The organism is Erythrobacter litoralis HTCC2594, from assembly GCF_000013005.1.
GTDB classification, from domain to species: domain Bacteria; phylum Pseudomonadota; class Alphaproteobacteria; order Sphingomonadales; family Sphingomonadaceae; genus Parerythrobacter; species Parerythrobacter litoralis_A.
Map to the genome: position 1 here is coordinate 2,149,146 of NC_007722.1, position 25,011 is coordinate 2,174,156.

The window sequence follows — 25,011 nt, forward strand, 5'->3', positions numbered from 1 at the left end:
CCTCAAATCAGTCGGGCGGACGCTAGGCAATTCGGGCATCGATTGGAAGCATGCTCGTATCGCACCCCAATTTCGTCGCCCCGGCCCACGAGCCGGGGTCCCGCTTTTTGAAACCTGGTGTTGAAACGCTAGAAAGCGGGACCCCGGATCAAGTCCGGGGTGACGAGGGAGATCAGGAGGAGAGCGCCGCCTGCGCCACCCGCGCGTAAATGCGGCTTAGCGTATCGAGGTCCGCCATGGCTACGGCCTCGTCGCGCTTGTGCATCGTGGCGTTGCAGAGGCCGAATTCGATCACCGGACACACGCTGCGCAGGAAGCGTGCGTCCGAGGTGCCGCCGGTGGTCGACGGCTCGGGATCGATAGCGGTTTCCGCCTTCACGGCAGCGGCAATCATGCTCGAGAACGCGCCCGGCTCGGTCAGGAACGGTTCGCCGCTGATGACCGGGCGCGCGGTGCCGCCATGCTTCTCGGCGATCTCGATCACTTGCTTGGACAGCGACGCCCCCGAATGCGTGTCGTTGAAACGGATCGAGATCCGCGCCTTGGCCTTGGCCGGGATCACGTTATGCGCGCGGTTGGGCACATCGATCTCGGTAATCTCGAGATTGCTCGGCTGGAACCAGTCGGTGCCTTCGTCTAGGGGGAGATTGTTGAGCTCGCGCAGGATTTCGACCATTGCGGGCAGCGGATTGCCGGCGAGGTGCGGGTAGGCGACGTGGCCTTGCGTCCCTTCGACCTCGAGCCAGATATTGACCGAGCCGCGCCGCCCGATTTTCATCATGTCGCCCAGCCGGTTGACGCTGGTCGGCTCGCCGACGAGGCACAGGTCGGGCTTGATACCCTCCGACCGCATATAGTCGATCAGCGCACGGGTGCCGTGCAACGCGGGGCCTTCCTCGTCGCCGGTGATGATGAAGCTGATCGTTCCCGCTTCTTGCGGCACGTTCGCCACCGCATCGACCATGCAAGCGATCGCCCCTTTCATATCGACCGCGCCGCGCCCATAGAGCAGCTCGCCGCGCTCTTCCGGTTCGAACGGCGCGCTGGTCCAGCCCTCGCCCGGCGGCACCACGTCGAGATGCCCGGCAAAGGCGAAATGCTTGCTGCCTTCCGGCCCATGGCGGATCGCGAACAGGTTTTCGACCGGTGCCTCGTCGCTGCCCTCTTCGCCCTCACCGCGCGTGAAGCGATGCACTGCGAAGCCGAGCGGCTCCAGCATCGCCTGCATTTCGTCGAACACCGCGCCGGTGGCGGGCGTGACGCTGGGCGCGGCAATCAGGCGCTTGGCGTAGTCGAGGGCTTGGCTCATACCGGCTGTCGCTATCAGGAGTGTGCCCCATGCCCAAGCTCGATCTCGCCGCGATCCCCCAGACCAACGCGACCGGCTACCCCGCGCCGTTCGACGCGCCGGTGCAGGGTCGCTGGTACCGGCGACTCGCGCCTGCCGCGGGGATGACGCAGCTCAAGGCCAGCCATGTCGTCCTCAAACCCGGCGCGTGGTCGAGCCAGCGGCACTGGCACCGCGACATCGACGAGCTGCTGGTGATGGTTTCCGGCGAGGCGGTGCTGGTGGATGACGCAGGCGAGCAGGTGATCCATCCCGGCGATATCATTGCCTGGCCGGCCGGAGTGGAGAACGGCCATCATCTGCAGAACCGCTCCGACGAGGATTGCGTTTTCGTGGTTGCGGCGGCGGGTGACTACGAGAGCGATGGCGGCGAGTATCCCGATATCGACATGGTGTTCGATCCCGACGGCTATGCGCGGAAGGATGGGACGCGGTACGAGACGGACCGGATACCGTGAACCTCTCCTAAAGCCGTCATCCCAGCGGAAGCTGGGATCTCTGTCCACTTGGCGCGATGTCGAGACAGATCCCAGCTTTCGCTGGGATGACGTCAATTGGTTTTCTCCACCAACGGCCCCGGCGCAAACGCCTCGTCCAGCAAGCGCGCTATCCGCAGACCCGCTTGCGTCACCCGCCGCTGGCTGACCGGGATCGCAGCGACGATGTCTTCCTGCGTCAGCGCGGTTTCGCCCGGCAGGTCGGTTTCGCACACTGCGTCGGTATCGAAAGCGTTGGGATAGACGAAGTCGCGGCTGATCGCCCAACTCTCGCGGCCCCAGTCGGCCGAGATGCCACCCGCCAGCTCGGCGCGCTCGGCCGCGCTGTAGCGCCGCACCAGCGACGGCCGCGCCGAGGTGATCGCCCGCTCCGCCAGCGGCCCGTCCCAGATCCAGTGCAGGTTGAGGCCCGGCGCGATGCCGTAATCGGTCTCGCGGTCGTTGCCGCCGCGATCGTCCTTGTCGCCGGAATGGAGCGGCATGTGCACGTCACCGACGAAATGGACCATGAAGGCGAGCGCCTGCAGCCGGACATTGGCGGGCAGGCTTTCGTCGGCGAGGATGCGCTGGTTGCGGTCGATCTGGGCGAGGATGCAATTGCCGCCGGGGCAGTTCTTCCACGGCTCGTAGGGCTCGCAGATCGGCGTCGTGCGATAATGCCAGGCCGCGGTGTGCCCCCAGCGCCAGCGCATCCGGCGCACGCAATCGGGCCAGACGGTCGCGTCCTGCAGGGTCTTCAGCTCGCATTCCGGCGTGCCGAGCAATCCCTCGGCGCGAAACAGGCGCTGCATCGCCGCGCGGGTGTCGGGGCGGATATTCGCCTCCGCGATATCGCCCGTTACGGTGTGCGCGAAGAATCCCCAGGCTTGCGCCGGGGCCGGCAATGCGATCGTCAGGAAAGCGAGAGCGGCTGCGACTGCGCCGCCGGCTATGCGGAAGCCACGCCTTCGTATTGTTCGAGTACCCATTCTTCGTCCTCTGCGGCCGCGACCCAGGCCTGCATCCATTCGTGTTCCCACATCGCCTGCATATAGGCTTCGGCAAAGCCCGGAACCCCGAAACCGTAGGTCAGGAAGCGGGTCACGATCGGGGCGTAGTAGATATCCGCCGCGCCGAAAGTTCCGAACAGGAACGGCCCGCCACCGCCGAAACGCGCGCGCGCTTCCGCCCACAGGCCGAGGATGCGCACGACGTCTTGCCGCGTATCCTCGCTGATTTTCGCTCCATCGAAGCGCTGGCGGATGTTCATCGGGCACTCGCTGCGCAGCGACTGGTAGGAGCTGTGCATCTCCGCCACCATGCTGCGCGCCATGCCGCGCGCGGTGTCGTCCTTGGGCCAGAAGCGGTCGCGCCCGACCTTGTCGGCGAGATATTCCATGATCGCGAGACTGTCCCACACCACGGTTTCGCCGTCCCACAGGATCGGGACCTTGCCGGAAGAGGGCATCATCCCGCCTTCTTCCTGCAGCTTCTTCTGCTGCCATTCCTCGCCGAACATCGGCACGATGATCTCTTCGAAATGCAGCCCCGACTGCTTGGCCGCGAGCCAGCCGCGCAGCGACCAGCTGGAATAGTTCTTGTTGCCGATAATCAGTTTCATGCGTGGCTCCACCTTGCCGAACTCTGCATTGTGTCGCGGCGTTAGGCGTTCAGCCTGTGAGTGTCGAGCCTGAACGGATCACCGGGCGACCGTTTCGACAAACGTCGCGATATCGTCCAGCGCAGGAGAATTGCCGCGCAGCGGCTTGGCGATGGATGTGACGATACCGATATGGCCGACGCCGTCATAAACCTTCACTTGCGCTGGCACCCCGCTCGCGCGCAGTTTCTGCGCCAGCTCGTAGCTATTGCGCGGTTCCACCGTGGTATCGTCACCGCCGGTCAGCAGCAGCGTCGACGGGTCGCCCGCGCCCGCCCAGGTGATCGGCTGGGTCTCGGCGGGATCGGGCCAGTTGCCGAAGGCTGCGCGCGTGACCTCACCGTCGAACGGCGCGAAATCGTATGGCCCTGCCAGCCCTGCCCAGCCTCTTACCGCCGCGCGATCCGGCCCGAGCCAGCGCTCGTCGAGCGCCAGCATGGCAGCGATGTAGGCCCCGGCGGAATGGCCGACGAGGACGATCCGGTCCGCATCACCGCCATATTGCGCCGCATTCTCGCGCGCCCAGCGCACCGCGGCCGCGCCGTCTTCGACGAAGGCGGGGTAGCGCACATCCGGCACCAGCCGGTAATCGGGCACCAGCGTGACATAGCCCCGCGCCGCCAGCGCCCGCCCGACAAAGTCATACCCGGTGCGCGTGCCGCTGTTCCAGCTGCCGCCGTAGAAGAACACCACCACGGGGCGGGCCTCGCCCGCGGCAAGCGGAGCGTCGGGCGTGAAGATATCGAGCCTTTGCCGCTCGTCGGTGCCATAGGCGACCGCCTTGGCTGTCTGGCTCGAAGCGCCATCCTTGGGGATGATGGCGTTGAAGGTCTTGAGCGGCGAACAGGCTGCACCCGTGCCGAGCAGGAGCGCTAAAGCAAACACACTGCCGATGGCTTGCCGGTTCATGAAGCATCCGCCACCACGGCGGCGCGCAGGGCGGCAATGCCGAGACCCTTTTCACTGCTGGTGATGTGGAGTTCGGGGAAGGCGGCGGGATGTTTGCGCGCTTCTTCTGCGACCTTGGCGGCGGTGGCTTCGAGTTCGCTGGCCTTGATCTTGTCGGCCTTCGTCAGGACCACGCGGTAGCTCACGGCGGTCTCGTCGAGCATTGTCATCATCTCGCGGTCGACATCCTTCAGGCCGTGCCGCGCGTCGACCAGCACCAGCGTACGCGCCAGCACCTGGCGACCCTTGAGATAGGTGCGCACCAAGTTCTTCCAGCGCTCGACCACCTTCACCGGTGCCTTGGCGAAGCCGTAGCCGGGCATATCGACCAGCCGGAATTGCGTCGGCTCGCCCACCTCGAAGAAATTGAGTTCCTGGGTGCGGCCCGGCGTGACCGACGTGCGCGCGATGCTCCTGCGCCCGGTCAGGGCGTTGAGCAGCGAGCTCTTGCCGACATTGCTGCGCCCGCAGAAAGCGATCTCGGGTACGGTCGGCTCGGGCAGGAATTTGAGCTGCGGCGCCGACAGAAGGAAGTCGACGCGGCCGGAAAACAGCTTCGCCGCGTCCTTCTCCTCGGGCGTTTCGGGTGTGCCGATCACGCGCCGCCTACCCTTCCGCCTTCGCCTTGGCAGCCCTCTCCGCATCGGCCTGCGCCTTCAATTGCGGGTGCTTGGAATAGAGATAGCGCTGCTGCGCCAGCGTCAGCACGTTGGACGTGTTCCAGTACAGCAGCAGGCCGGCGGCGAACGGCGCCATGATGAACATCAGCACCCATGGCATGATGTTGAAGATCTGCCGCTGGATCGGATCGGTCACCGGATTCATCTGGAAGGTCAGCCACATCGTCACACCCAGCAGCACCGCAAGCGGGCCGATGGCGATCAGGCCGGGCACTTCGAACGGCAGCAGGCCGAACAGGTTGAAGATATGCGCCGGATCGGGCGCGGAGAGATCCTCGATCCACAGTGCGAAAGGCTGGTGGCGCATCTCGATGGCGAGGATCAGCACCTTGTAGAGCGCGAAGAAGATCGGGATCTGGATCAGCAAGGGCAGGCAGCCGGCCAGCGGATTGACCTTCTCCTCCTTGTAGAGCGCCATGATCTCCTGCTGCTGCTTCTGCTTGTCGTCCTTGTACTTCTCCTGGATCGCCTTCATCTTCGGCTGGACGGCCTTCATCGCGGCCATGCTACCGAATTGCTTCTGGGCGATCGGGAACAGCAGGCCGCGGATGATTACCGTCAGCAGGATGATGGCGACGCCGAAATTGCCGACCAGGTCGAACAACTGGTTCAGCAGCCACAGCAGCGGCTTTTCGAACCAGCGGAACCAGCCCCAGTCGATGGCGAGGCCGAACTTGTCGATCCCGGCATCTTCGTACTGGTCGAGGATCTCGCTTTCTTTCGCTCCCGCAAAAAGCTGCGTCGTGCGGCTCACCTCGTTGCCGGGCGCAACGGTCGCGGGCTGGTAGATCACGTCGGCGCGAAACAGGTTTTCGCCGATCGGGCGGAAGCCGGTCTGCGGATCGGCATCGGCCTGCGGCACCAGCGCGCCGAGGAAATAGATGTCGGAAAAGCCGAGCCAGCGCGCCTTGCCCTCGCCGCTATAGGGCCCGTCGTCGGCGAGGTCGTCGTAATCCGGGCCGTAATCCGCCGAATCGCCGAACACGCCCATCGGGCCGGAATGCGCGATCCAGGTGTCGGTGCTGGCCGTTTCGCTGGTGCGCGTGATCGTAGCGAAGGGCCGCGCCACGACCGGGCCGCCGCCGGTATTGGCGGCGGTCTGCTCGGCGGTGATCATGTAATTGTCGTCGATCGAGAACCGGATGCGGAACTGCTGCCCGGCGCCGTTGTCCCAGCTCAGCGTGACCGGATTGCCCTGGGTCAGAGTCTCGCCATCGGCGGACCAGACGGTGTCGCTGGTGGGCAGCGAAACGCCCTCGCCGACCCAGCCGAACTGGGCGAAGTACTGCGCATCGGTATTCTGAGGCGCGAACATCTGGACCGGGCCGCTGTCCTCGTCGACAGTGGCGCGGTGATCCTTCAGCTCGATATCGTCGATCCGCGCGCCGACGAGGTTGATCGAGCCTTCGACGCGCGGAGCGTCGATGCGGATGCGCTCGGGCGTGGCGAGAGCATCGGACAGTTCGACCGGACCTTGTGCTGCCGCCCCGTTGTCGAGCGTCGCCGCCGTCGAGCTACCTGCAACCGGTGCGCTCGCTACAGTCGGGCTGCCTTCCACCGCTTCGATCGGCTCGGCCGGCTGCGGATAGAAGTAATTCATCGCCGCATCCCAGCCGATGATCAGCACGCCGCACAGCACTACGGCAAGGAGGAGGTTGCGCTGGTTGTCCAAGGTGAAAGGCCCCGTATCGAACTCGTGAGGTGTATTATATAGGTACTACGGCACGGGATCAAAGCCATGCCCGCCCCAAGGGTGGCAGCGCCCTATACGTTTCACCGCCATCCATCCACCCTTGATTGCCCCATGCTTCTCGACCGCTTCGATGGCGTATTGCGAGCAGGTCGGCTGGTAGCGGCACGAGGGCGGCAGGATGCGCGACGGGCCAAGCTGCCAGCCCCGCGCGATCCAGATCAGAATTTGCTTCACAAAACCTCCGCTCGTGTCGAGCGCGCTTCGAGCTCAGCCGAGAATCGCTGTCGAGACATCGCCTGGCGCTATCTCGACTACGGCTCCTCGACAAGCTCGGCGCCTGCGCTCGATACGAACGGGGCGCGGCTAGCGCCTGCGCCTGCGACGCGGATCGCCCTTGCCTTCGCGCGCCCGCCGAAGCGCCAACATAAGCTCCTCACGCAGCTTGCCAAAATCCCGCTCGATCCCACCTTCGCGTCCGATCAGGATGTGATCGTGATCGGCGAGTCCCTGCTGTGGGAGCAGCTCCCACAGCAGCTCGCGAAATCGCCGTTTCATCCGGTTGCGGACGACGGCATTGCCGATCTTCTTCGTGACGGTGATGCCGTAGCGCTGGCCTTGTCCCTGGTTAGGGTGCGCCAAAAGGACGAAGCCCGGCCGGGCGACTCGAAGCCCGCGATTCGCCGCGAGGAAATCGGCGCGCTTGCGGATGACGGCGGGTTTGTCGGTCACGGTCGCAGGTCTAGCGCCAAGATCAGAAAGAGTCTGTGTGTTTCGCACCCCATTCGGGGTGCGGTTTCCTCGCTCAAGGGGTCCTTGCGGCCCCAATCGCTGCGGGCGGCCGGTCGGCCTTGCGGTCGGCTGGTCGCCGACCGTGCTCCGCGACCAAACTTCATGGCCTGGAATGGGAACGGGCTCCCGATCAGGGAGCCCGCAAGGGCGACTGCCCGCCCGGAGCGCTTTGCGCGGAGGATAGCCTAAGCGAGCGGGAGTCGAAGACGGGGCGAGGCCCCACCCGAGCGCCGACGCTTGAGGCTAAACAAAATGAGGAAAAACCTCACGCAGTGAGGCTTTTCCTTCCGCGACGCCGCCGCGCGCGAAGAACCTTGCGGCCTCCGACGGTGGCCTTGCGGGCGAAGAATCCGTGGCGACGCTTGCGCACGAGATTGGAAGGCTGGAAAGTCCGCTTCATCGGATCGTCCTCGAAAAATGTGTGGTGCGCTGCTTGCGCGAATAAAAAGGGCCGCCCGAGCCGAGCGACCGCCGTATGGCCGCGCGGTTAGAAGCTTGCGGGCGCGAAGTCAAGATAAGCCAGCTTTGGATCGCTCTGGGGTTCTTTCACCGTAACATCGCCCGCAGGCGCGTCGTTGCCCAGCCATTCGCGCATGTCCTGTGCGGTCAGCCACAGCGCCTGTTCGTGCGGGACCGAATTGGTCATATCATAAAAGGCGCGCGCCTGCCCCTCGTCCATGCCCATCTCGCGGTAGTAGGCGAGATAGGCGCGGTGTTCGGGCGAATCGGCGCCATAATCGTCGGCTTGCTTCCCGTAATCGTCGAGCCAGCTGTGAACGGCGAATTCCGCGCCATCGGCAAGCGTGCGCCTGGCCCCGGCAAGGAACAGCTCGACCGCGCCCGAGCGGACCGAGCCGCCATCCGGAACATGCGTTTCGAGCCCGGCTGCGCGAATCATCCGGCCGGTGGCGAGGTTGGCGCGATCGTCGTCGGTGCCGGGGCATTCGATGAAATCGAGCCGCGTCAGCCCGGGGAAGTCGGTCATCATCTGCTGGAACTGCCAGGGGGTCGCCGGACCCGTAACGCCCACCAGAGCGGCGCGCTCCTCGTCGATGACGCGGAACGGGCCATAGGCGGAGATGGCGGTGGGCGTGCGGGCCCGGCGAAAGGCGATGGCGCGGTCTGCGGTCTCTCCCAAGGGCTCGGCAGACACTCTCACATCGGCCGGAGCTTCGACCCATTCTTCGGTGATCGTGACCTGCACGACATAGCCCTGCGCCGCGGCGGGCGGCGCCAGCAGCATCAGGGTGGCCAGGAACAGGGCGATCAGACCGCGCATGCCGAGGGTATGGCCCGCCCTCGCTTACGCAATCGGCAATCAGGAAGGTTTCCATAAGGTTACTCGACATTCACCGTCCGAGCGGGCAGACAGATCGGCAGAGGACACGCAAGATAGGGGAATTGCGTGGTCGCTCTGGTTCGCACCGTGGCATATCTGGGTCTGGAAGCGCGCGCCGTGGAGGTGCAGTGCTCGATCGCGCCGGGCCTGCCCAATTTCAACATCGTCGGGCTGGCGGACAAGGCCGTGGGCGAAAGCAAGGAGCGGGTGCGCGCGTCGCTCAGCTCGATGGGCCTCGCGCTGCCGCCCAAGCGGATCACTATCAACCTGTCGCCTGCCGACCTGCCCAAGGAAGGCAGCCATTACGACCTGCCGATTGCACTGGCGCTGCTGGCGGCGATGGGCGTGACCGATGCCGAGCAGCTGGCGGACTTCATTGCAGTGGGCGAGCTGGCGCTGGACGGCCGCGTGGTGCCGTCCCCCGGCGTGCTGCTGGCGGCGCTCCATGCGAGCGAGCAGGAATGCGGGCTGATCTGCCCCGCCGCGCAGGGCAGCGAAGCCAAGTGGGCGAGCGAAGTGCCGGTGATCGCCGCACCCGACCTGCTGGCGCTGCTCAATCACCTGAAGGGCACGGCGCGCCTGCCCGATCCGGTGCCGGGCGAGGTCGAAGCGCCCGATCACGGCCCGGACCTCAAGCAGGTGAAGGGGCAGGAAACCGCCAAGCGCGCGCTCGAGATCGCCGCGGCGGGGGGACACAATCTGCTGATGAACGGTCCGCCGGGCGCGGGGAAATCGCTGCTTGCCTCATGCTTGCCAGGGATTCTCCCGCCGCTCTCTGCCAGCGAGGCGCTGGAAGTGAGCATGGTGCAATCGGTCGCGGGCACGCTGGAGGGCGGGCGCATCAGCCGCCAGCGCCCGTTCCGCGCGCCGCATCATTCGGCGAGCATGGCGGCGCTGACCGGCGGCGGTGTCAAAAGCCTCGGAAAACGGGATTCCGCGCCACATAGAGCGAGATTCTCATTTCGTGTGACCGGCGGCAAGCTCAATAAGTTTCGTAAAGCAATAACTTACCGAGCTTGCGCGCTCCGACCGACATTTTTTTGCCAACCAAGCATACCGCGAATTTTCGGATAGCCACAGTGGATGAGCGGGAAAGGAGAAATCTGCACAATTACTGGGTTGGCTGCCTGGTTCTGCCAGTGCTCGTTTATGCGATCGTGCGGCTACTAATTCACCAAGCAAGCTAGCCGCAGGTCGCGACCGAGCGAGGCGATCAACAGACTGACCTCCATCAAACCTCAGCTACAGCGAATTCGGGCGAGCCTGCCCAGGTAAGCTCCCAAGTCGCTCCTTGTCGGATGTGTCCGTCGTCAGAACATTTGGCACAACTCGCGGCGTAGGTTTGCGGAGTGCGGGCCTCGTCTGAGGTTTGATGCTAGGCGGCGAGCCTGCGGTGTTGCAAGCGCCGATGTTCGAGTGTCTTTCGCTTGATCCTTTCTCTTCGTTTGATGATGGCAGGAGCCCTGCCGAAGTAGGTATCGGCAGGTGTCACATTGTCGAGGCTCTCGTGGTATCGGCAGTGGTTGTAATGCTCGACGAAGGCCTCGATCTGCTGGTGGAGATCGCCGGGCAGGAAGTAGTTCTCTAGCAGCACGCGGTTCTTCAGGGTCTGGTGCCAGCGCTCGATCTTGCCTTGGGTTTGCGGATGGAAGGGGGCGCCCCGCACATGGCTCATCTGGTTCGCTTCGATGTATTCGGCCAGTTCTCCGGCGATGTAGCTGGGGCCGTTGTCGCTGAGAAGGCGGGGCCTGTGCAGCACGTTGGCGTGGTCGCAGCCTGAGGCTGCCAGCGCCATGTCCAGCGTCTCGGTGACGTCCTCGGCCCGCATGGTGGTGCAGAGCTTCCATGCAATGATGTAGCGCGAGTAATCATCGAGCACGGTCGATAGATAGACCCAGCCCCATCCGATGATCTTGAAGTAGGTAAAGTCGGTCTGCCACATCTCGTTGGGGCGGGAGGTTTGTGTGTGGAACGCATCTGCCGCCTTGATCACGGTGTAGGCCGGGCTGGTGATCAGATCATGAGCCCTGAGCAGCCGGTAAACCGTGGCTTCCGACACGAAGTAGCGCCGCTCGTCGGTGAAGCGCACCGCCAGCTCGCGCGGGGACAGATCGGTCTGCTCCAGCGCCATCTCGACGATCTGGTCCTGGATATCCTCGCCGATGCGGTTCCACACCCGGCTCGGCGCTGAAGGGCGGTCCTGGAGCGCCTCCGGCCCGCCTTCGAGGTAACGGTCATACCAGCGGTAGAAGGTTCGCCGTGCCACACCGAGTTGGTCCAGCGTGCGTTTGGCGGGCAGATGCGACTGCTCGACGATCCGGATGATCTCGAGCTTCTCGGATGCGGGATACCTCATTCGTCGTCTCCCCCATCCGCGATCATGCTTTTTTTGAGCAGGCGGTTTTCCAGGGTGAGGTCGGCCACGCATTCCTTGAGATCGCGAGCTTCTCGCCGCAGGTCCTTGACCTCGTCCGTGGTCGCAGCACGGGCGGTATCGCCAGCTAGCCTTCGCTTGCCAGCCTCCATGAACTCCTTCGACCAGGTGTAATACAGGCTCTGCGCAATGCCCTCGCGGCGGCACAGCTCGGCAATGGAGTCATCGCCGCGCAGGCCACCCAGGACGATCCTGATCTTGTCCTCAGCAGAGAAATGCCGGCGGGTCTTGCGGCGAATGTCTTTTACCACCTGCTCGGCAGGCGATTTGGACCTTGAGGATTTGGGCTTCATCTTCGTTCCTTCGTCACTACGACGAAGCCCAAATCCTCCTTAAATCACAACCTCAAATCTGTGCCATAGGCGCTGACGGGAGACAGCCAGAATCTTCCTTTTAGTTTTATTTCCACGAAAATGACGCCGGCGCGATCATCATTCCCTACAATGATATTGGCTTCGGCGGTCCCGGCGTCATCCGCCAGGGCTATTATGCCGGCGGGCGTCTCGAGACTGATGCCGGCGCCATCTTCGGGCAAGCGACCTACAATCTGACCCCGGAGATTCACCTCGTCGTCGGTGGCCGTTACAGCATCGAGCGAAAAGGCATTTCCGAACAGCTTCAGTTCGACCTCGCGCGACCCTATTCGCCCGCCAATCCCGTCGCGCCGCTCGCCCAGTGCGGAGCCGATATCCCATCGGTCCCGACCTGCCAACCGCACAAGACCTTCCGATCCTTCACGCCGAAAGTGGCGCTCGAGTATCAAATCACGCCCGACGCTTTGCTCTACGCCTCGGTTTCGCGAGGCTTCAAAAGCGGCACCTACAATGTCGGCGGCGTGCAGCCGCCCGTGAAGCCGGAGAAGGTCACGGCCTATGAAGGGGGCCTGAAATCGGAATTCCTCGATCGGCGGCTCCGCATAAATCTTGCCGGCTTTTATTATGATTACAAGGATCTCCAGGTCGGCAAGGTGGTCAACGCGTCACTCGCGCTGGAGAATGCGGCGACAGCGACGATCTACGGTGCCGAGCTCGAGTTGCGCGCGCGCCCCACGCCCGACTTAGAACTGGGTCTGACCGGCTCCTATCTCAACGCCAAGTTCGACAGTTTCATCAGTATCGATCCCGCGCGACCCGGAGGTGACGGGCGCACCGTCGACCCGGCGACCGGCGCACCGGCTTTCAACAACGCCGGCAACCGCCTGCCGCAAGCCCCCAAATGGACGGTCGACGCCATGGCACAATATACCGTGCGCTCGGACCATGGATCCTTTGCCCTTCGCGGAGAGGTCTTGTGGGTCGATAAGGTCTATTTCAGTGCCTTCAACGTTCCGCAGGTGTCGCAGCCGGCAAAGACCAAGCTCAATGCCTCGCTGATCTACACCGATCCGGGCGATCGCTGGAGCGTGACCGTCTACGGCAAGAATCTCGCCAACAAGACGTACATCTCAAACGCCTTTGTCAGCTCCAGCATCGTGGGATTTGGCGTCAACGGCTTCCTCGAGGAGCCGCGAACCTATGGCGTGACCATCGGGTATAAGTTCTAGCCGGGAATATATTCTCATGATCACGATTCCCACCGCCGAGTCCATCATCGACATTTCGATGCCCATCGAGAATGATATCGTATCGGATCCGGCGGCCTTTCGTCCACGGGTCCGATATTTCGGGCACGATGATACACGAGAACAGATGCTGGCCTTCTTCCCCGGAATGACGGCCAGCGACCTGCCCGATGGCGAGGCCTGGGCGATCGAGCATGTCGAGCTGATCACGCACAACGGCACGCATCTCGACGCACCTTACCATTTTCATTCGACGATGGATGGGGGCAAGCGGGCGATCACGATCGACGAGGTTCCGCTCCACTGGTGCTGCCAACCAGGCGTCAAGCTCGATTTCCGGCATTTCCCCGATGGCTATGTGGTGACCGCCGAGGATGTTCGGGCTGAACTCGATCGGATCGGCGTCAAGCTCAGCCCGCTGACCATCGTGGTCATCAACACGCGGGCCGGTTCGGCCTACGGCACGGATGACTATGTCAACGCGGGGTGTGGAATGGGCCGCGAAGCCACGCTTCACCTGCTTGAGCGCGGTGTCCGGGTGACAGGGACCGATGCATGGTCATGGGACGCGCCGTTCACTTACACGGCGCAGAAATATGCCGAAACCGGGAATGCCGACCTGATCTGGGAGGGGCACAAAGCGGGTCGGGAAATCGGCTATTGCCATCTGGAGAAGCTGCATAATCTCGAAGCGCTTCCATCCTCCGGATTCACCGTGATGTGTTTCCCGACCAAGATCAAAGGCGCTTCGGCAGGCTGGACCCGCGCGGTCGCCGTCCTCGACGATTGAATGGAGTCTGGCCATGAGCAACAAGGTCATCATCAGCTGCGCGGTGACGGGATCGGCGCACACGCCGACGATGTCGGACGCGCTCCCGGTCACGCCCGAGGAGATCGCCGAGCAGTCGATCGCCGCCGCCGAAGCGGGCGCGGCGATCCTGCATCTCCATGCCCGCATCCCCGAGGACGGTAGGCCGACCGGCGATCCCGAGGTCTATGCCCGCTTCCTGCCCGTGATCCGGCAGCGCACCGACGCCGTCATCAACATCACGACGGGCGGTGCGGCCACCATGCCGGTCGCCGAGCGCCTCGCCGCCTCTGCGCGTTTCAAGCCCGAGCTTTGCTCGCTCAACATGGGCTCGCTCAATTTCGCCTTCTTCCCCGCCGCGAAGCGCATCGCCGACTGGAAATACGCGTGGGAGAAGGACTATGTCACCGGCTCCGACGACTATATCTTCCGCAACACCTTCCGCGATATCGAGACGATCCTCACGACGATGGCGGAGGCGGGTACCAAATTTGAGCATGAATGCTATGACGTCGGCCATCTCTACAATCTCGCCCATTTCGTCGATCGCGGCCTGGTGAAGCCACCCTTCTTCGTCCAGATGATCTTCGGCATATTGGGCGGCATCGGTGCCGATCTCGAAAATCTTCATTATATGAAGGAAACCGCCGATCGCCTCTTCGGACGCGGCAATTACCGCTGGTCGGTGCTCGCCGCGGGTAGGCACCAGATGCCCTTTCTGACGCAGGCGGCGTTGCTCGGCGGCTATGTCCGCGTCGGGCTCGAGGACAGCCTTTTCATCGAACGCGGCGTCCTTGCGGCTTCGAATGCCCAGCAGGTCGAGAAGATCAAGCGCATCCTCGCCGAAATGGGTCACGAACCCGCGAGCCCCGCCGAAGCGAGGGAAATCCTCGGTCTCAAGGGCAGTGACCGCGTCGCCTTCTGAGCCGTGCACAGGAAGCAAGCGAATGAGGGCTTCGGTCATCGACCGATTCGGCCGTCCAGACACGGCCCTTTGGCGTGCCTGAGAATCCGTATCGCCAGATGAATTCGTACCTCATCTTCATGATCCAACAACGGCACAATGCACAGCCCGTATACGCGGATGTCGACGGGGCTGCTTTCAAGGCGCGCTGTCGCCGCTCACGGCGACAGAGATGGTGCATTCACGGTCACCCGAATAGCTGATTTCCTTTGCTACTCGGCAAGGGAAAACCGTTGGCACCGCCGATTACACCGATACACCGTTTGGAAAAGCTGGATTGGAACGCCTCGCGCGCGCGCATCCGTCCCGCTGGGCGCGCTCAGCGTGACTATTCCAATGAAGTGTATGGGGTCATTTGCTCCGCCACGAGACGTCGCCGGTGCAGGCTCAACAATCCTCAATCAATGAGTGGAAGGAATAGTTCGCCAACAAATTGAATTGGACGATGAGCCCCAAGGCGCGGCAAATGGCGCCAAATCAAAAAATGCCGTGGGGAGGACAGTCATGGTCACAGCCTTTAGGACAAATTTGCTTTGTGCCACCGCGCTATCGATCGCGTGTGCGCTTGCAGTGCCGGCACATGCCCAGGACGCTGCATCGCAGGGCGAAAAGCCCGAGGCGCAGGAAGGTGACCTTGAGACAATCGTCGTCACGGCGCAGAAGCGCGAACAGAATTTGCAGGATGTTCCGGCCGCCGTTTCCGCCATAGGCGGCGAGACGCTGCGCACGCGCGGCATCACGGAGACCTCAGACTTGATGGGCGCGATCCCCAGCCTGCAAGTCACCACTCCCTATGGTCGCACCCAACCGAATTTCTCGCTGCGCGGGATTTCAGTGGCGAACGAATTTTCCGCCTCCACTGCGTCGCCGGTTGGCGTCTATGTCGATGAAGTCTATCAGAGCTTCCGGGCGAGCCATGGCCTGCAACTCTATGACATCGACCGGGTCGAGGTACTGCGCGGACCGCAAGGAACACTCTACGGTCGCAACACCACGGGTGGCGCGATCAGCTTCTTCACGCGCAAGCCGGATCTGGGAGAGGCCAATGGCTATCTGACCGCCGGCTATGCCAATTACGACACTTTCACGGTGCAGGGCGCCGCTGAAGCGACGCTGGTTCCCGACATCTTGGGCGTCCGCGTCGCCGGTACTTTTGCAAAAGGGGATGGTTGGCAGCGCAATGTACTGCCTGGGAATGAGCGCGACCTAGGGACCACCGATACGATCGGCGGTCGCATCTCGATCCGCTTCCGGCCCGATCCCGATCTCGACATCAATTTGAAGCTCTATGCCGCGAAGGACGATCCATGGGGCACCGCGCCCTATGCAGGTGGTCAACTCGCGGGCGGGCAGGATGCGCTCGGCTATTCGCGTTACGATCCGCAACCTTTCCTAGGCGGGCGGTTGCTGCGTGACAATGAGGTCGCAGTTGATCGGGTAGGTAAGAACATCAGCAAGTCGAAAGGGATAGCCCTCAACATCAAATGGGATGTCAGCGACCAATTCTCCGTCACCTCGATTACCGGCTACGACACCGGCGACTATATCAACAATCCTGATGATTGCGATGGCGGCCCAGCCGATCTCTGCTCGATCGGCCTCACGTCGACGAGCAAGAATTTCAACCAGGATCTGCGTTTCAGCTATTCGAACGACCGCCTCGATATCATTGCCGGCCTTTATTATGGCAGGGACAAGGTCAAGACGGTCAACTACCCGGACTTTTTCGGGGCGCTGAGGCCGCTGCTGCTTGGCGCCGGTCTTCCGGGCAGCTACAATAACGCCGCAATCGGAACGCCCGACGCGATCCGCTATATCCCAGCCTTTGCCGCCAATCCGGCGTTGGGGCCTGGCGATGCCGGATTCTGCGACGCGATCGAGATCAATCCCAACGGCTTCCTTGATGCACGCTCGCTGATTGCACTCCAGACCGACATCGCGATCAATAATACGGGCAATGGCGGCATGGGGGGTAGCTTTTCGGCGGGCTGCGCCGGGGCAGGCGCGCCTCCGTTCACCCCGATCCTCGGCGAACAGCGTTTTGACGTGTCGCGCCCCTCGAAGGCGATCTACGGCGACGTAACCTGGAAAACGACCGAGCGGCTGACCGTGGCGGTGGGTGCACGCTACACCCAGGATAAGGTCAATTACCTTAACGGCAGCACTTTCCTCTATGCGCTCGACGGTACGACGCCGGTTGTCAACCTGATCCCCTACAGCAATCCATACAACCCCAATCTCGCGCCGCTTGAGCAGCGCGAAAAGGCAAACAGGCTAACCGGCCGTATCAATGTCAGCTATGAGTTCGCCGATGATATCATGGGCTATCTCCAGTACAGTCGCGGTTACCGCAGCGGCAGCTTCAACGGGCTTGCCTATCAGGGCGTCAATCAAGTCTATTATATCCAGCCTGAAAAGGTGAATGCATATGAGGCGGGGCTCAAAACCCGGCTGTTCGATCGCCGCGTCCAACTTAACCTCGCGGGCTTCTACTACGAGTATTCGAATCACCAAGTAACGCAGGCGGTTGGCGCTACAACCTTCACGCGCAGCGCCAATGGTCGCCTGTTCGGTGGCGAGGCCGAACTCGCCTGGCAGGTGGCCGATACGTTGCGTTTCGATGCTTCGCTGGGCTATCTCAACAGCAAGTACAAAGGCAATGTGATCGATCCGGCAAACCCGGCAAGCCCGACATTGAACGTCAACGGCAATCCCTTCCCGAACGCGCCGGAGGTTACGTTCCAGGCCGGATTCGACTGGGATATGATCGATGACGGCACCAACAAGCTGACCTTGCGCGGTGATGCGTCCTACATGGGCAAGTACTATTTTGATCCGTTCAAGAATTATGGGCAGACACCGTGCGATACACCCCCAGCGGGATCGAACATAACGCTCGCGGGTAAGGCGATTACATGCGCAAATCCGGGCTACTGGCTCGCCAATGCGCGATTAACCTATGCGCACGACAATATGTCGGTTAGCTTGTGGGCGAAGAATCTGTTCGACAAATATTACTACACCTACGGCCTCAACCTCAACGTGTTCGGCTACGATTATCTGAACCGCGGCATGCCGCGCACTTATGGCGTCGAAGCGACAGTCAAGTTCTGATCGCTGCTGCGACGGGGGCGGCGGGCATCCTCTCCCGCCCGCTGCCCCCGATTTTTCGACCTGACTTTCAGACCGAGGAGCATCCATGATGCGTTCCACCGGCAACGGTCCCTCATTCATCGGCACGGCGTACAGAATCGAGCGCGCTGCGATCACTGAGATCGGCGCAGCTGAAAGCACCGCCCAGGCGAGCAGCGCCGAGCGGCCGGCGCGCCTCCGGACGATTTAACGTGGATGCGTCTTGGAACAGAACTGAGCTGGAACGAATTTTCGCGACCCAACGCGAAGGGACGCGTGAGCAGGTTTCGCGCAGCTACGAAGAACGCATGGACCTGCTCGGGCGCCTTGGCCGGATATTTGAGCAGCACAGAGACGAATTGGTCGATGCCGTTGCCGCCGATTTCGGCATTCGATCCCGCTACGAGACTATCCTGCTCGACCTGATGCTTGGCATATCGGAAATTAAATTTGCGCGCCGCAATCTGAAGACGTGGCTGAGGCCGCGGCGGGTGAAGACTGACATCTTCGGCCTTCCCGGTTCATCGCGCCTGGTCCCCCAGCCCCTAGGTGTGGTGGGCGTTCTCGGCACGTGGAACTATCCGCTCGGCACCATATTCGTTGGCGCGGCCGGTGCATTGGCGGCCGGCAACCGCGTGATCGCAAAGCCGAGCGAAGTTTCCGCCAACGCCGCCGAAGCCAGCGAGCGGCTTGTGCGCCGGTATTTCGCCGAAGAGGAATTCGCGATTGTCCAGGGCGGGCCCGACATGGCACAGGCGATGACGGCCCTACCTTTCGACCATATTCTCTTCACCGGTTCACCCGCGGTTGGCCGCAAAGTCTATGAAGCGGCGGCTGCCAACCTTACACCTGTTACTCTGGAACTTGGCGGCAAATGCCCTGCCATCGTGGGCAAGGGTGCATCGCTTGCACAAGTCTGTGAAAGCTTAGTGTTCGGCAAGCTGCTCAACGCCGGCCAGACCTGCATCGCCGCTGACTATGCCTTCGTCCATGTCGATCAGATGGAAAGCTTCGTCGCCGCACTCCGCGCTCAGGTTGCCAAATGCTACCCCAACGCGGCAAGCAACCCCGATTTCACCAGTATCATCAATGACCGACAGTTCGCGCGGCTCCAAGGTTTGCTCGATGATGCCGAAGCCAAGGGCGCGACGGTGCTCAACCTCTCGGACAACGGCGATGGAACGCTTCCTGAACGGCATCGGATCGTGCCGTTGGCGGTTCTCGACGTTACCGATGACATGGCGATGATGCAGGAGGAGATTTTCGGACCGATCCTGCCGATCATGCCATATCGCTCCGAAGACGAGCTCATTCGCTACGTAAACCGGCATGAGCGCCCGCTGGCGCTCTATTATTTTGGCGACGAAAGTGAGGAACGGCGCAAGATCATTTCCGAAACGCACGCTGGCGGCGTGACTCTCAACGGCACGGTCATGCACGTCTTCCAGCGCCGGCTGCCTTTCGGTGGCATCGGACAGAGCGGCATCGGTGCCTATACCGGCGTCGCCAGTTTCGAGCGCTTCACTCATTACAAGCCGGTGTTCTCTCAGCCGAAACTCAGCCTGCTTGGTCAACTTCTGCCACCCTATTCGAGCAAGACCGAAGGACTACTCAACATCTTCGAAAAGATCCTCTGACGTGGCTGCGGCGGTTGATGCTGGCATGTTGCATGACGCCGGGTCGCCAGCATGGGTCGAATGACAAGGGAAGCAAATGGCTGACTATGTAATTATTGGAGGTGGGTCGTCGGGCGGCGTTATCGCCAGCCGGTTGTCCGAGGACCCCGATGTCACCGTTTGCCTGCTCGAGGCAGGCGGCCCAGGCACCTCGCCGCTTGTGTCCACGCCCGGCGCTTTTGCGGCGCTGATCCAAGACTATCGGATCAATACGCTCAACTGGCGGTTCAACACCGACCCTTCAAAGGCGCTCAACGACCGCCGCCTCTACAATCCGCGCGGGAAGATGCTGGGTGGATCGAGCGGTATGAACGGGATGGTCTATATCCGCGGCGACCGGTCGGATTTCGACCACTGGGCCGAACTCGGCAACGACGGCTGGGGTTACAACGATGTCCTGCCCTATTTCCGCAAGGCTGAGAATAATGAGCGCGGTGAGGATGAGTTTCACGGCTCGTCGGGACCGCTTCACGTATCCAACGGCAAGCGCGAATTCGATGTCTATGATGCTTTCATCGAGGCGGCGACTGGACTGGACCATCAAGCCAATCCGGACTTCAATGGTGCCAGCCAGGAAGGTGTCGGCATCTATCAGTTTACCGTGAAGGACGGGAAGCGCGCCAGCGTGAAGGCGTGTTACCTTGATCCGGTGATGGGCAGGCGCGGCAACCTCCGCGTCGAAGTACATGCCCGCGTCCATCGTATCAGGTTTGAGGGCAACCGCGCGGTGGCAGTCGAGTATTCCCAGGACGGGCAGTTGAAGACGATCCCGTGCGAAAAGGAAGTCATTGTCAGCGGCGGCGCCTATAATTCGCCCCAACTGTTGATGCTTTCCGGTATCGGACCGCGTGATGAGTTGGAGAAGCATGGAATCGAAGTGATTCATGATATTCCCGGTGTCGGCCAGAATCTTCACGACCATCCTGACCTGATGCTGAGCTACCAGTCGAAGAAGCGGCTCGGGATCGCACTCAATGTCGTTGGCGCGCTCAAGACCGTGCGAGACCTATTCCAGTATCTCACGCAAAGGAAAAGCTGGCTGGCATCGCCGCCCACGGCTGCAGGCGGTTTCTTGCGATCCGCGCCGGGGCAGAACCGGGCGGATTGCCAGGTCCATGTCGTGCCGCTCGCCTATCGCGACCATGCGCGCGACTACAAGCTGATGACGAAATGGGGCTATACGATCATTCTCAATATTGGGCGCCCAAAGAGCCGCGGCTGGGTTGCCTTACATGACTCAAACCCCGAATCCGATCCCAAGATGGACCTCAATCTCTTGAGTCATCCCGACGACCTCAAGACGTTGCGCAATGCCTTCCGTGTCGTGCAGGAGATCCTGCATTCGGATCGCATGAAGGCGATGATGAAACGGCCTCTCTATCCTGACCGCTACCTTGAAACTGATGAAGAGATCGACGCCTATATCCGGGCAGAAGCCAATCATGCTTATCATCCGGTGGGAACATGCAAGATGGGCACCGACGAGATGGCGGTGGTCGACAACCGCCTGCGCGTTCACGGCCTCGCAAATATCCGCGTGGCCGATGCCTCGATCATGCCATCAGTCGTCAACGGCAACACCAATGCAACCTGCATCATGATCGGCGAGAAAGCCGCCGACATGATCCGGCACGATAATATGAGCAGCAAGAATAGCATCGCAGAATATTGAATTGGACGATTGGATCAATGCTGCAGACACAGATGCTTACGAAAAGAAGTCCGGAGAGGCCTATCGCATGTCAGTTTATTATGTGTCGACTGCGCCATTGTGGGCGAGCGCCTTAGAGGAGCGCGGCTGATGGACGTCCGTACGCAAATACGTCGCGCCGCACGTTATTTCGCCCAGCAAGAGGCTCTCGTTCACGGCCACAGGCGGTTGACTTTCTCGGAAGCCTGGTTGCGCGGCGTGAAGCTCGCAAATGCTCTTGCGGAGTGCGGCCTTCAACCGGGTGACCGGATTGCTACGCTGGAGAAGAACTCCATCGAGGCCGCCGACATCATACTGGCGGCTGCCATTGGAAACTATACGCGTGTTCCTCTCTATGCGCGCAACCGATGTGAAGCGCACGCCCATATGATCGCGAGTACCGGATCTCGGTTGGCGCTGGTCGATGAGGCATTGGCTTCGGAGTTGGCGGGGCTGGATGCCCAAGCTCCGACGCTTGAGCGGATCATTATCCGCGATCACAACTATGAGAATTGGTTGGCGACAGCCTCGGACCGGGATCCCGATCCCGTCGTCGCGCCGGAGGACTATTGTGTCATCCGCCACACCGGCGGCACGACGGGCAAACCCAAGGGCGTTGCCTATCGGCACCGTTCATGGATGACGATCTCCGCCGCATTTTTCAGCATCGGCCCCCAAGTGGCTCCAGGGGATGCCATTCTGCATGTCGGCCCGTTGTCCCATGCATCGGGCTTCCTGTTCGTGCCGGCCTGGTATTGCGGCGCCCGCAACGTGATGATGGACGGCTTCGATCCAGCGTCCTTTCTTGACACTCTCGAGCAGGAACGGATCAGCCATGCCTTTGTAGCCCCCACCATGCTCAATGCCATAGTGCATCACGACGGGGCATATGGCCGCCACTTTCCGAATTTGAAGTTTCTGCTGAGTGCTTCAGCGCCGATCTCCGAGCCGACGCTTCGCAAGTCGTGCCAGATATTCGGGAATCATGTTCTTCATTCGGGCTATGGACAGACCGAAATCCTGCCCATCGCGTCTATGGGGCCCAACGAGTGGTTCGGCGAATTTGAAGGTTCTGCCCCAATTCGGGCGGTCGGACGTCCCATGAGCGGCGCCGATATCGAAATCCGTAACGAGGACGGAAAGGTGCTGGGACCAAACGAGCCCGGCGAGATCGTCGCACGGTTCGAAAATGGCCAGATGGAGGAATTCTGGAACGATCCGGAGGAAACCGCCCGGCGCATGGAAGATGGCTGGGTCAAAACCGGCGATGTCGGCATGATCGACACAAACGGATTTTTGTATCTGCTCGATCGCAACAACGACATGATCGTGTCAGGCGGCTTCAATATCTATCCCACCGAAATCGAAAACGTAATTGCCGACCATCCCGGTGTACTCGAGGTCGCGGTCTTTGGCGTGCCCCATGAAAAATGGGGTGAAACGCCGCTTGCAATGGTGCGTGTCAAGCCCGGAGCACAAATCACGGAGACCGAGATAATAGATTTGGTGCGCCAGCGTCTGGGCTCCGCAAAAAAGCCAAGCAAGGTCGTTTTTACCGCCGAGCCACTGCCGTTGAGCAATGTCGGAAAGGTGCTTCGTTCAAAGCTTCGAGAGCCCTATTGGGCGGGCCAGGACCGGCGCATTTCGGGGGCATGACCGACGCAGCCATCCTAGCCACATCCTCTATTCCGGTGACCGCCTGCCGGCGCGCGGGAGACTGCAATGGATTATGAATACATCCTGGTTGAGCAACGCGGCCCAGCGCTTTGGGTGACCCTCAACCGGCCGGCAGCGTTGAACAGTCTGTCGTTGGCTTTGGCCGAGGAACTCGCCGCAGCGATCGAGGCAGCGGAAGCAGATGCGACGGTGCGCGCTTGCATTCTTACCGGCGCCGGACGGGCGTTTTGCGCTGGCGCGGATCTGCTCGCAATTGGCGATGGAACAGGCGGACAAACTCTCGCCGAACGCTTAAATCTGTTTCTGCCGCCGCTCGGTCAGGCTTTTAACAGGATCGAGACGTCGCGCCTTCCGATAATTGCGGCGGTCAACGGCCTTACGCTCGCCGGCGGCTTGGAACTGGTGTTGTGCTGTGATCTCGTCATTGCCGCGCACCCGGCCAGATTTGGCGACGCCCATGCAAATTACGGCCTGTTGCCCGGCGGTGGAGGGTCGGTTCGACTCCCTAGGAAGATCGGCGAAGCGCGTGCGAAACATCTGATGATGACCGGCGGGACCATCTCGGCTGCCGAGATGAAGGAAGCCGGACTCGTGACCCAACTGGTTGCTCCCGAGGATCTCATTGCGGCAGCGCAAGCGCTGGTAGAATCTCTTGCAGAAAAGAGCCGGCCAGGGCTCGCCTACATGAAGCAGCTAGTCCGCGCTGCGCAGGATAGCTCGCTCGAAGTCGGGCTGCGTCAGGAACTCGAAACCATGGCTGCTTACGCCTTGTCCAACGACATTGTCGAAGGACTGGCGGCATTCCGGGAGAAGCGGAAGCCCGATTTTTCCGACCGGTGAGACCTGATCGGATGCGGAACACATTGGAAGAATGGATCAACGAATGACCGACATATTCGTCATGGGGGTTGGGATGACCCCGTTCGGAAAACAGTTCGACAAGAGCCTGAAAATGCTCTGCGCCGAAGCTTCGTCGCAGGCCTTTTCCGACGCAGGATGCACCGCCGGCGATGTCGAAGCCATCTTCTTCGGCAATTGCGTCCAGGGGCATATGGAGGGCCAGGACATGATCCGCGGCGAAATCGTGGCGCGAGCGATGGGCATCTCAAGCGTTCCCGTGGTGAATGTCGAAAACGCATGTGCGACGGCTTCCACGGCCTTGCACATGGCCGCCGCCTATGTTCGATCGGGGGCAGCGGATGTCGTACTCGCGCTCGGCGCGGAGAAGATGTACTCGCCCGACAAGGCGCTCATGTTCAGTGCATTCGATGGCGCTTGGGACGTGCATGAAACCGAGTCGGGCCGCGCGCAGCTGCTGGCCATGGGCAATGGCGTCGATGTTCCGGAAGGAACGACATCGAGTCAGCCTTACAGCGTTTTCATGGATGTATACGCCGCGATGGCACGCGCGCACATGAAGACCTACGGCTCGACGCAAGCGCAAATCGCGGCCGTCTCGGCGAAAAATCACATGCATTCGACGCGCAATCTGCTTGCCCAGTATCGCCTCCCATATACCGTCGAAAGTGTACTCGCTGCGCCTCCGATCGTTTACCCGTTCACACTGCCGATGTGCTCCCCGATCAGCGACGGCGCCGCCGCTGCGATCATCTGCAGCGAAGCCGGTCGGCGCAAACTGTCGGCAGCCCCGGACAGGGCGCTAAGAATCCTGGCGTCTGTGCTGCAAACCGGCGCCGCGCGCGATCCCTTTGATTATGACCACCATGTCAGCCGCCTTGCGGCGAACCGGGCCTATGCGATGGCCGGCGTGGGGCCAGAAGATATTGGCGTCGCGGAGGTGCATGACGCCACGGCGGTTGGCGAGATCATTGAAATCGAGGCGCTCGGCCTGACGCCGCCTGGCGAGGGCGGACTCGCGGCAGAGCGCGGTGAGACGGCGCTGGGTGGGCGTATTCCGGTAAACACGTCGGGCGGGCTTGAATGCAAGGGACATCCGATCGGCGCCACCGGGCTCGGCCAAATCTACGAGCTTGCGCTGCAATTGCGCGGCGAGGCGGAAGATCGACAGGTTCCGAATGCCCGGTTCGCGATCGCGCAGAACGGCGGAGGTGTCATCGGGGTGGAAGAGGCGGTGGTCGCCGTCACGATCCTGGGCCGGTAGTTGTCAGAGCGCGC

At 61.9% G+C, this 25,011-nt stretch carries 22 protein-coding genes and 1 pseudogene; 12 read left to right on the forward strand and 11 right to left on the reverse strand.

The genetic code is table 11. The features are described from left to right. Nucleotides 1-172: 172 nt before the first annotated feature. The gene (gene dapE / locus EL2594_RS10470; protein ID WP_011415040.1) at nucleotides 173-1,309 is read right to left on the reverse strand and encodes a succinyl-diaminopimelate desuccinylase; all 1,137 of its coding nucleotides are present in this window, start codon (nucleotides 1,307-1,309) and stop codon (nucleotides 173-175) included. A gap of 29 nt (nucleotides 1,310-1,338) precedes the next feature. Here dapE and EL2594_RS10475 point away from each other — a divergent pair, with 29 nt between their 5' ends. Then, complete coding sequence (locus EL2594_RS10475) at nucleotides 1,339-1,806, forward strand: cupin domain-containing protein (RefSeq protein ID WP_011415041.1); 468 nt, start codon at nucleotides 1,339-1,341, stop codon at nucleotides 1,804-1,806. Between the two features lie 92 nt (nucleotides 1,807-1,898). On the opposite strand, the gene EL2594_RS10480 is transcribed toward EL2594_RS10475, so the two are convergent. The 9 genes from EL2594_RS10480 to EL2594_RS10515 form a co-directional block, all read right to left on the reverse strand. After that, nucleotides 1,899-2,813: a S1/P1 nuclease gene (locus EL2594_RS10480; protein WP_081432310.1), complete on the reverse strand. Its 915-nt coding sequence runs from the start codon at nucleotides 2,811-2,813 to the stop codon at nucleotides 1,899-1,901. Beyond that, nucleotides 2,774-3,445 carry a glutathione S-transferase family protein gene (locus EL2594_RS10485; protein ID WP_011415043.1) on the reverse strand — a complete coding sequence of 224 codons (672 nt, stop codon included), beginning with the start codon at nucleotides 3,443-3,445 and terminating at the stop codon, nucleotides 2,774-2,776. Before EL2594_RS10485 ends, EL2594_RS10480 begins: the two co-directional genes overlap by 40 nt. A gap of 78 nt (nucleotides 3,446-3,523) precedes the next feature. Next, on the reverse strand, nucleotides 3,524-4,393 hold the full coding sequence (locus EL2594_RS10490; RefSeq protein ID WP_011415044.1) for an alpha/beta hydrolase: 870 nt from the start codon (nucleotides 4,391-4,393) through the stop codon (nucleotides 3,524-3,526). Continuing rightward, nucleotides 4,390-5,031, reverse strand: coding sequence for a ribosome biogenesis GTP-binding protein YihA/YsxC (yihA, locus tag EL2594_RS10495; protein WP_011415045.1), 642 nt, complete (start codon nucleotides 5,029-5,031; stop codon nucleotides 4,390-4,392). The genes EL2594_RS10490 and yihA overlap by 4 nt, the downstream gene beginning before the upstream one ends. Nucleotides 5,032-5,038: 7 nt before the next feature. Then, entirely contained in the window at nucleotides 5,039-6,784 is a 1,746-nt protein-coding gene (yidC, locus tag EL2594_RS10500) for a membrane protein insertase YidC (protein WP_011415046.1), read from the reverse strand. A 45-nt stretch (nucleotides 6,785-6,829) separates the two neighbouring features. Next, nucleotides 6,830-7,039 carry a membrane protein insertion efficiency factor YidD gene (gene yidD / locus EL2594_RS15165; protein ID WP_011415047.1) on the reverse strand — a complete coding sequence of 70 codons (210 nt, stop codon included), beginning with the start codon at nucleotides 7,037-7,039 and terminating at the stop codon, nucleotides 6,830-6,832. A 129-nt stretch (nucleotides 7,040-7,168) separates the two neighbouring features. After that, complete coding sequence (rnpA, locus tag EL2594_RS10505; protein WP_011415048.1) at nucleotides 7,169-7,534, reverse strand: ribonuclease P protein component; 366 nt, start codon at nucleotides 7,532-7,534, stop codon at nucleotides 7,169-7,171. A 325-nt stretch (nucleotides 7,535-7,859) separates the two neighbouring features. Beyond that, nucleotides 7,860-7,994 carry a 50S ribosomal protein L34 gene (rpmH, locus tag EL2594_RS10510; RefSeq protein WP_041685268.1) on the reverse strand — a complete coding sequence of 45 codons (135 nt, stop codon included), beginning with the start codon at nucleotides 7,992-7,994 and terminating at the stop codon, nucleotides 7,860-7,862. Between the two features lie 87 nt (nucleotides 7,995-8,081). Continuing rightward, complete coding sequence (locus EL2594_RS10515) at nucleotides 8,082-8,873, reverse strand: alpha/beta hydrolase (protein ID WP_011415049.1); 792 nt, start codon at nucleotides 8,871-8,873, stop codon at nucleotides 8,082-8,084. Nucleotides 8,874-8,999: 126 nt separating this feature from the next. Here EL2594_RS10515 and EL2594_RS10520 point away from each other — a divergent pair. Further along, nucleotides 9,000-9,848 (forward strand): annotated as a pseudogene (locus EL2594_RS10520) (YifB family Mg chelatase-like AAA ATPase); the annotation flags it as partial. 460 nt (nucleotides 9,849-10,308) lie between these two features. On the opposite strand, the gene EL2594_RS10525 reads toward EL2594_RS10520, so the two are convergent. Beyond that, nucleotides 10,309-11,660 (reverse strand): IS3 family transposase gene (locus tag EL2594_RS10525; RefSeq protein ID WP_155806041.1). Its coding sequence is split into 2 segments (ribosomal slippage): nucleotides 10,309-11,322 and nucleotides 11,325-11,660, totalling 1,350 coding nucleotides; the frame shifts between segments, so codons are not numbered across the junction. Nucleotides 11,661-11,890: 230 nt separating this feature from the next. Here EL2594_RS10525 and EL2594_RS10535 point away from each other — a divergent pair. The 10 genes from EL2594_RS10535 to EL2594_RS10575 all read left to right on the forward strand — a co-directional run bounded on the left by EL2594_RS10535 (nucleotide 11,891) and on the right by EL2594_RS10575 (nucleotide 24,997). Continuing rightward, entirely contained in the window at nucleotides 11,891-12,910 is a 1,020-nt protein-coding gene (locus tag EL2594_RS10535) for a TonB-dependent receptor (RefSeq protein WP_231679524.1), read from the forward strand. A 16-nt stretch (nucleotides 12,911-12,926) separates the two neighbouring features. Next, nucleotides 12,927-13,718 carry a cyclase family protein gene (locus EL2594_RS10540; RefSeq protein ID WP_011415055.1) on the forward strand — a complete coding sequence of 264 codons (792 nt, stop codon included), beginning with the start codon at nucleotides 12,927-12,929 and terminating at the stop codon, nucleotides 13,716-13,718. A 13-nt stretch (nucleotides 13,719-13,731) separates the two neighbouring features. Further along, nucleotides 13,732-14,661: a 3-keto-5-aminohexanoate cleavage protein gene (locus tag EL2594_RS10545; protein ID WP_011415056.1), complete on the forward strand. Its 930-nt coding sequence runs from the start codon at nucleotides 13,732-13,734 to the stop codon at nucleotides 14,659-14,661. Nucleotides 14,662-15,270: 609 nt separating this feature from the next. Continuing rightward, nucleotides 15,271-17,814, forward strand: coding sequence for a TonB-dependent receptor (locus EL2594_RS10550; RefSeq protein ID WP_011415057.1), 2,544 nt, complete (start codon nucleotides 15,271-15,273; stop codon nucleotides 17,812-17,814). Nucleotides 17,815-17,899: 85 nt separating this feature from the next. Further along, entirely contained in the window at nucleotides 17,900-18,043 is a 144-nt protein-coding gene (locus EL2594_RS15525) for a hypothetical protein (protein WP_011415058.1), read from the forward strand. Nucleotide 18,044: 1 nt separating this feature from the next. Beyond that, nucleotides 18,045-19,469, forward strand: a complete 1,425-nt coding sequence (locus EL2594_RS10555) for an aldehyde dehydrogenase family protein (protein ID WP_172807103.1) — start codon at nucleotides 18,045-18,047, stop codon at nucleotides 19,467-19,469. A 76-nt stretch (nucleotides 19,470-19,545) separates the two neighbouring features. After that, complete coding sequence (locus EL2594_RS10560; protein ID WP_081432313.1) at nucleotides 19,546-21,180, forward strand: GMC family oxidoreductase; 1,635 nt, start codon at nucleotides 19,546-19,548, stop codon at nucleotides 21,178-21,180. Between the two features lie 129 nt (nucleotides 21,181-21,309). Beyond that, complete coding sequence (locus EL2594_RS10565) at nucleotides 21,310-22,854, forward strand: class I adenylate-forming enzyme family protein (protein ID WP_026108915.1); 1,545 nt, start codon at nucleotides 21,310-21,312, stop codon at nucleotides 22,852-22,854. Between the two features lie 66 nt (nucleotides 22,855-22,920). Further along, nucleotides 22,921-23,715, forward strand: coding sequence for an enoyl-CoA hydratase/isomerase family protein (locus EL2594_RS10570; RefSeq protein ID WP_011415062.1), 795 nt, complete (start codon nucleotides 22,921-22,923; stop codon nucleotides 23,713-23,715). Between the two features lie 43 nt (nucleotides 23,716-23,758). Beyond that, entirely contained in the window at nucleotides 23,759-24,997 is a 1,239-nt protein-coding gene (locus tag EL2594_RS10575) for a thiolase family protein (RefSeq protein WP_011415063.1), read from the forward strand. Nucleotides 24,998-25,011 lie beyond the last annotated feature (14 nt).